Annotated in this window: 7 protein-coding genes and 1 pseudogene; 1 reads left to right on the top strand and 7 read right to left on the bottom strand. The window is 71.2% G+C overall.

Annotation, left to right across the window (positions count from 1 at the left end; genetic code table 11):
* Positions 1-61: 61 nt before the first annotated feature.
* The 3 genes from ABZ319_RS39710 to bioB all read right to left on the bottom strand — a co-directional run bounded on the left by ABZ319_RS39710 (position 62) and on the right by bioB (position 2,164).
* Positions 62-784 (bottom strand): DUF2567 domain-containing protein, encoded by a 723-nt coding sequence (locus ABZ319_RS39710; protein ID WP_354991755.1) that lies wholly within the window; start codon positions 782-784, stop codon positions 62-64.
* Positions 784-999, bottom strand: coding sequence for a hypothetical protein (locus tag ABZ319_RS39705; RefSeq protein ID WP_354991756.1), 216 nt, complete (start codon positions 997-999; stop codon positions 784-786). The genes ABZ319_RS39710 and ABZ319_RS39705 overlap by 1 nt, the downstream gene beginning before the upstream one ends.
* 127 nt (positions 1,000-1,126) lie before the next feature.
* Positions 1,127-2,164: a biotin synthase BioB gene (gene bioB, locus ABZ319_RS39700; RefSeq protein ID WP_354991754.1), complete on the bottom strand. Its 1,038-nt coding sequence runs from the start codon at positions 2,162-2,164 to the stop codon at positions 1,127-1,129.
* A 107-nt stretch (positions 2,165-2,271) separates the two neighbouring features.
* Here bioB and ABZ319_RS39695 point away from each other — a divergent pair, with 107 nt between their 5' ends.
* Complete coding sequence (locus ABZ319_RS39695) at positions 2,272-2,856, top strand: TetR/AcrR family transcriptional regulator C-terminal domain-containing protein (RefSeq protein ID WP_354991753.1); 585 nt, start codon at positions 2,272-2,274, stop codon at positions 2,854-2,856.
* Here ABZ319_RS39695 and ABZ319_RS39690 read toward each other — a convergent pair.
* The 4 genes and pseudogenes from ABZ319_RS39690 to ABZ319_RS39675 form a co-directional block, all read right to left on the bottom strand.
* Positions 2,829-3,998, bottom strand: a complete 1,170-nt coding sequence (locus ABZ319_RS39690) for an alpha/beta hydrolase (protein WP_354991752.1) — start codon at positions 3,996-3,998, stop codon at positions 2,829-2,831. The genes ABZ319_RS39695 and ABZ319_RS39690 overlap by 28 nt on opposite strands.
* A 446-nt stretch (positions 3,999-4,444) precedes the next feature.
* Positions 4,445-5,230, bottom strand: coding sequence for an SRPBCC domain-containing protein (locus ABZ319_RS39685; protein WP_354991751.1), 786 nt, complete (start codon positions 5,228-5,230; stop codon positions 4,445-4,447).
* 81 nt (positions 5,231-5,311) lie between these two features.
* Positions 5,312-6,001 (bottom strand): dethiobiotin synthase, encoded by a 690-nt coding sequence (gene bioD, locus ABZ319_RS39680; protein WP_354991750.1) that lies wholly within the window; start codon positions 5,999-6,001, stop codon positions 5,312-5,314.
* Positions 6,002-6,136: 135 nt separating this feature from the next.
* A pseudogene (locus ABZ319_RS39675) lies at positions 6,137-6,467 on the bottom strand (8-amino-7-oxononanoate synthase); the annotation flags it as partial.

The following is a 6,467-nucleotide window of genomic DNA, read 5'->3' as shown; positions in this document are numbered from 1 at the left end:
GCCACCGGAAAATCGGTGGCACGCCGCCGCGGGTGAGTCCGGCGCTATCGCGCGGTGACGCTCAGCGCGGGTCGTTTCGATCCGGGGTCTCGAACGGCACCACCGGATCGCGCGGGCCGGGGCCCTGCGCGTTGCCGAGCTGCACGCCCGGCGTGCCGTACGGCCCGTAGCTGATGTCGGAGCCGAAAGCCCCGGGGGCCAGGATGTTCGGCTCCGGGCGCGGGTGCACGAACGGCAGCTCCAGGCCCGAGCCCAGGTCGTCCGAGGTGCTCAGCGCGGCCAGGAACAACACCACCAGCACGGTGACCAGCGGCTGCACGATGAGCGCGGGCCAGCCCTCCACGGTCGGGGCGAACTCGACGATGGTGTGCACCGCCGGATTGTCCGGGCGCGGATGCCGCGCTTCGGCCAGCGCCTCCCCGACCAGCCGCATGACCACCGCGCCCGCCAGGGACCCGCCGAGCAGGCCCAGCAGCAGGATCGGGCCGCGCACCCGCCGCCAGCGCCAGGCGGCGGCGGTGCTCAGGAAGGCGGTGGCCAGCCCGAGCAGCACGAAGATCGCGACGCTGTCGAACCGGTGCAGGCTCTCCCCCGTCAGGGCCGCGCCGCGATCGGGTTCGATCACCCACAGCTCCTCGGCCGGAGCCAGGTACGCCCACAGCACACCCGCGAGCCCGCTCACCACCACCAGGGCGCCGAACACCACCGCCGCCGCGCGCACTTCGCGCGCCAGCATCGCGGAGGAGTCCGCCGACGGCCCGGCGGCGGTGAATGTGGTTGCCACTAGCGGCGTTCCAGGCTGCTCGAATCGAGCACCCCGTGCCGGGAGCACTTGGCCCACCAGCCGTCGGGGCTCACCTGCACGACCATGCGGCGGCCGCAGTGCTCACAGAACCGCGGCGGCTCCAAACCCAGGGCGGCGGCGGTGGGCATCGAATCCTCGAGGCCCGGCACCACGCGCTTGCCCGTGTAGGGGTTGTAGCGCTCCTCTATTTCCACGACCACCCCAATGATTTCTCAGTGTCTTTTTTATCGGCGTCGATGCCGGCCGTCGCGACGGAGTACGCCACGACCGAGCCGCGCCGCCGTCACCTGTACGGTACCGGCTGCGCAGGCGAATTCGGCGTCAGAGCGTCTCGTTGAGCGCCTTGATCGGCATCTTGAGCTCGCCGAGCAGATCGAGGTCGGCTTCGGCGGGGCGGCCCAGGGTGGTCAGGTAGTTGCCGACGATGACGGCGTTGATGCCGCCGAGGATGCCCTGCTTGGCGCCCAGGTCGCCGAGGGTGATCTCGCGGCCGCCGGCGAAGCGCAGCATGGTGCGCGGCAGCGCGAGGCGGAAGGCGGCCACGGCGCGCAGGGCGTCGGCGGCCGGGAGCACCTCGAGGTCGCCGAACGGCGTGCCGGGGCGCGGGTTCAGGAAGTTCAGCGGCACCTCGTCGGGCTCGAGTTCGGCCAGCTGCGAAGCGAATTCGGCGCGCTGCTCGAGCGACTCGCCCATGCCGAGGATGCCGCCGGAGCAGACCTCCATACCGGCCTCGCGCACCATGCGCAGGGTCTCGTAGCGCTCCTCGTAGGAGTGCGTGGTGACCACCTTCGGGAAGTGTGACTTGGCGGTCTCGAGGTTGTGGTTGTAGCGGTGCACGCCCATGGCCGAGAGCTGGTCGACCTGCGCCTGATTCAGCATGCCGAGCGAGCAGGCGACCTGGATGTCGACCTCGTTGCGGATGGCCTCCACGCCGGCGGCGACCTGCGCCATCAGGCGCTCGTCCGGGCCGCGCACGGCGGCGACGATGCAGAACTCGGTCGCGCCGGACTTGGCGGTCTGCTTGGCGGCCTCGACCAGGCTCGGGATGTCGAGCCAGGCCGCGCGCACGGGCGACTGGAAAAGGCCGGACTGCGAACAGAAGTGGCAGTCCTCGGGGCAGCCGCCGGTCTTGAGGGAGATGATGCCCTCGACCTCGACCTCGGGGCCACAGTGCTTCATGCGCACCTCGTGCGCCAGGCTCAGGGTCTCCTCGAGCCGGTCGTCGCCGAGCTGCAGGACACGCAGCGTCTGCTCCTGGGTGAGTCCGATGCCGCGCTCGAGCACCTGCTCGCGGGCGATGGCGAGGATGTCCTCACCGGCCGCGGTGTCGGCCTCGGTACGGACGGCTGCCTGGGTCATGCGCGCGAATCCCTTCGTCCGGCCGATGTGGCCGACCAACTTGAACGGTGTTCAGGGTAGGCTAGCAGTCCGCAGAGTGAGCCGGAACACGAAGGGGCAAGGTTTCAGTGCAACTGCACCGCACGGACGTGGTCGACGGGGCCATCGCCATCCTCGACCAGTACGGGCTCGCCGACCTGACCATGCGGCGGCTCGCGGGCTCGCTGCACGTGCAGCCCGGGGCGCTGTACTGGCACTTCCCCAACAAACAGGCGCTGCTCGGCGCGGTCGCGGACCGGGTGCTCGCGCCCATGGACGAGCCGGTGGAGACCACCGAATGGTCCGGGCAGATCACCGAACTGGCGCATCGGCTGCGCTCGTGCCTGCTCGCCTACCGCGACGGCGCGGAACTGGTCTCGGCCACCTACGCCTCCCGGCTGACCACCAGCAAGGGGCGGGAACGTATGGCGGGGGCGGCGATTCGCGCCGGCATGACCCGCGAGGAGGCCGAACTCGCGGCGTTCACGCTGCTGTACTACGTGCTCGGGCAGACCGTGGACGAGCAGTCCCGGATGCAGATGGACTCCGCGGGCGCGCTGGCCGAGGAGAGCTCGCCGCTGTACGACACCCCGGATGCCACCGCCCGCTTCGACTTCGGGCTGCAGCTGTTCATCAGCGGCGTACGTCACCTGCTGGGTTCGCGCGTGCGCTGAGCGTCCGGCGTGACCGGCGCCGCCGCCGCGTCCCGCTGCACCCGGTGCACGAACGGCACGATCTGGTGCTCGATCACGTCGTTGTATTCCTCGGGCTGCTGAATCGGGTTGGCGTGCCGGGTTTTCCGGGTGGTGACCACGAGCAGGGTGCCGTTCACGCCGCCGGCGTGCTCGATCAGCACGCGGTGCGAGTACTCGACGTCGACGATCGGATCGCGGGAGGCCGCGCGCGGGCGGATGAACACGATGGCCGGACGCTGTTCGCCCGGAACGGGTTCGGTCAGGGTGCGCAGGTCGTCGATCGCGCCGCCCGCGACGATGGCCCGGAACTGCGCCTCGATGAGGCCGTTGCTGGCGGTGTCGGTCTCGAGGATCTTGTCGTGCAGGACCTCGTCCAGCACCTTGCCGAGCCGATCGAAGCGGATGCCGTAGCGGCCGCCGCCGGTGAAACGTTCGTGGCGGGCATAGGTTTCCACGGCGAAGCGCAGCAGGCGGCTCTCGCGAGCGCCGGGGATCCAGCCGGTCCAGCGGGCCAGGTTCTCGCCCTGGCTGCGACTCTCCGCGCGCACGGCGTGCAGATCCACCGGTGTGCAGTCCAGGATGACCGCCAGGACGCGGTGCTCGCTCTCGGTGTAGATGTGCTCGGCGACCTCGAGCGCGATGACCCCGCCCATGCTGTGCCCGGTCAGGACGACGTTGGGCACGTGGGCGGCGTCGGTGACCTTGACGATGAGATCTGCGATGACCTTGGTGTCGATACCGCTGTTGTCGTAGCGCACCGCCCACACCGATCCGAGCCCGGCGAGCGAGGGTAGCGCCCGCGCGGTGTCGGTGGCGTCCAGCACGCCCAGCCCGACCAGGTCGAAGACGGCGGTGTCGGCCACCCGCGGGTTCGACGGCCCCGAAATGGGGATGACCGCCGGTTCGGTGTGCGCGAGCCGCACCCGTTCCGGGGTCACGTCCAGCCACCAGTACTGCGCGAATATCCCCAGCAGCACCAGCGGAATCAGGCTCAGCCGCAACCCGATCCGGGCCCGCCGCCCCCACCCCCGCCCCAGCCTGGTTTCGCGCAGCCGGGCCCGGCGCCGAGCGTCGTCGTACTCGGCGCGCGTGGACGGGTGTGGATATCCCGGCAGCGCCATACCAATCCACAGTAGGCACGCCCCCGCCGCCCGCGCACCCACCGGCAGCGCCCGGGCAGCGAAAAGCCCACGTCACTCCCGAAGGCGACAAATCTCACCACCCGGCGGCCACGCATCCGGACCGGCGGCCGCGGCACGCCCCGGTTGGCATTCCGCTAAATATGACCGGGCTCGAACAGCCGAGCCCTACCGACCGCAGCGCCGATCGCCGCGGCAAGGCGGAACGTCCACGGGTGACCCCCGCTCATCGGATTCGAGCCCAGCCATCCGATATCGCCCGCGGCAACCCCTCCTGGCCGGAACGGTTCGAACACCGAGCGGTCGATCGTGGAACGACCAGAAAGTGGTGCGTCACGGACGATTCGGTCCAAGCGCGGCGAGTTTTGTGCGATGCGGGGGCGAGTGGAATGTGCCGAATTACGCGCTAGGCAGGGGTGGTGCGGTGGTTACGCGTTATTCGGGGGTGGTGCGGTGGCCGTCGGCTCGGGAGTGGACATGTCGGTCTCGGGTCGGATCGGCGGTGGGGCGACGGGCACGGACGCCCGGATCGAGGCGGGACTCGTGGGCCGCGGGAGTTCCGGATCGGGGGCGATAGCGGTGAGCGGCGGCACCATACGCGGGTCCGTGCCGGGTGCGGGTCCAAGCGCGGCCGTCGGGTCGGGGGTGGTGACGGACGCGGAGCTTACCGCCGCCGCCGGGTCGGTGGGCGCGGATGCGTGCACGACCGTGATCACGTCGGCGGGGGGCGCCGCGGCCAGGGTGGCGAATTCCTCCGGGGTGGGGGTGTTCTCGGTCAGGGTGGCGAGTTTCGCCAGGGCCCGGCGGAAGCCGACGGCGGTGTCGGCCGTCGCGAGGGCGGCGGGCAGGTTGTCCTGGCGGACCGTCACGCGGGTGCCGCCGGGGGCGTCGGAGAGGGTGTAGGTGAGGGTCGTTTCGCCTTGGAGAGCGGGGTGATCGGTTTCGAAGCGCAGGGTTTGGACCACCTCGGTGTTCGGGACGAGGCGGGTGAAGCGGCCGTGGAAGGTGTCCGTGCGGTAGCGATCCGCGTCGATCGGGTGGGGATGGGTCAGCGAGATTCGGAAGCGACCGCCCACCCGGGGCTCGAACTCGTGGACGCGGCCGGTCATGCCGTCGGGCACCATCCAGGTGCGAACCGAGCGCGCATCCAGCAGGGCGCGAAAGACGTTCGGGCGGGGTGCGCCCACGAACCACTCGACACGGGTGGAGGTCACGGCGTCACCCTACGCCCGAGCGGTCGCTCCGGAGGGGACTTGGAGTGGAGTGTTCGCAGGTCAGAAGTGGTGCGGTGGTGGCTATTCTGCGGGCCGCAGGTACGTATTCGCCCATTGCGGGTCGAACCAGGCGGGGGCGGCGGCGGTGAACTCGGCCCGCGACCACGCACCCGATCCGGCGGGCAGCACGCCGGCGATCTCGTGCCCGGTGACCGCCGGCAGATCGGTGCGATTGCACTCGGACGCCAGATCCGGGATCTCCGGCCACGATCCGATGACCAGACCCGCGCACCGCACCCCCGCGGAACGCAGCGTGCGCGTGGTCAATTCGGTGTGATTGAGCGTGCCGAGCCCGGCGGCGGCCACCACCAGCACCGGCGCGCCGAGTTTCTGCGCCAGATCCAGCAGGGTGAATTCGCCCATGCGCACGAGCAGTCCGCCCGCACCCTCGACGAGGGTGAGATCGGCGTCGGCGCACGCCTCGATGGCGGCGGCCGTCTCGGCGAGGGTGAGCAGCGGCTGCCCGCAGCGCCGCGCGGCGGTGTCGGGCGCGAGGGGATCCGGGTAGCGCGCCAGTTCCACGGTGCGGGTGACCCCGCTGAGCCGGGTGATCTCGGCCAGATCGCCGGGTTCGCCGGGGGCGATACCGGTTTGGGCGGGTTTGACGACCGCCACTTCGGCCCCGCCGGCCCGCGCGGTGGCGGCCAGGGCCGCGGTGACGATCGTCTTGCCGACATCGGTCGAGGTGCCGGTTACGAAGAGCAGGCTCACGCGGGGATCGCTTTCATCGTCGGATACCGGAATCGTCGCGCACCGGGCACGACAGCGGGACACGGCCGTCGGCGGGCCGCACGGGTTCGCGCGGAACCGCTTCGGCCGACCGCACATCCGCCGATTCGGGAGTGCTCACGCGGGAACGGACGTGCGGGCGCGGGCCGCGGCCAGGACCTCGGTCAATACCGTGGCGATGGTGGCCAGTTCCGGTTCGGTGAGGTTGGCGCGGGCGGTCAGGCGCAGGCGCGAGGTGCCCTCGGGGACAGACGGCGGGCGGAAGCAGCCGACGCTCAGGCCGCGGGCCCGGCAGGCCTGGGCCGCGTCGTAGGCGACCTGGGCTTCGCCGAGCACCACCGAGACAACGGCCGAATCAGGTTGCGGGACACCGGCGATGCGGGCCAGATCGTCGGCCCGGGCCAGCACGCGCCCGGCCATCTCCGGATCCGCGCGCAGCACGCGCAGG

It is taken from the genome of Nocardia sp. NPDC005978 (assembly GCF_040614455.1).
Lineage (GTDB): Bacteria > Actinomycetota > Actinomycetes > Mycobacteriales > Mycobacteriaceae > Nocardia.
The sequence above is the reverse complement of the archived record's forward strand: the minus strand, read 5'-3'. Positions and strand labels throughout refer to the sequence as shown.

Excerpts from the sequence above, each read along its gene's own strand:
- ABZ319_RS39690 (WP_354991752.1), bottom strand. The coding sequence starts at position 3,998 with ATGGCGCTGCCGGGATATCCACACCCGTCCACGCGCGCCGAGTACGAC.
- bioB (WP_354991754.1), bottom strand. The coding sequence starts at position 2,164 with ATGACCCAGGCAGCCGTCCGTACCGAGGCCGACACCGCGGCCGGTGAG.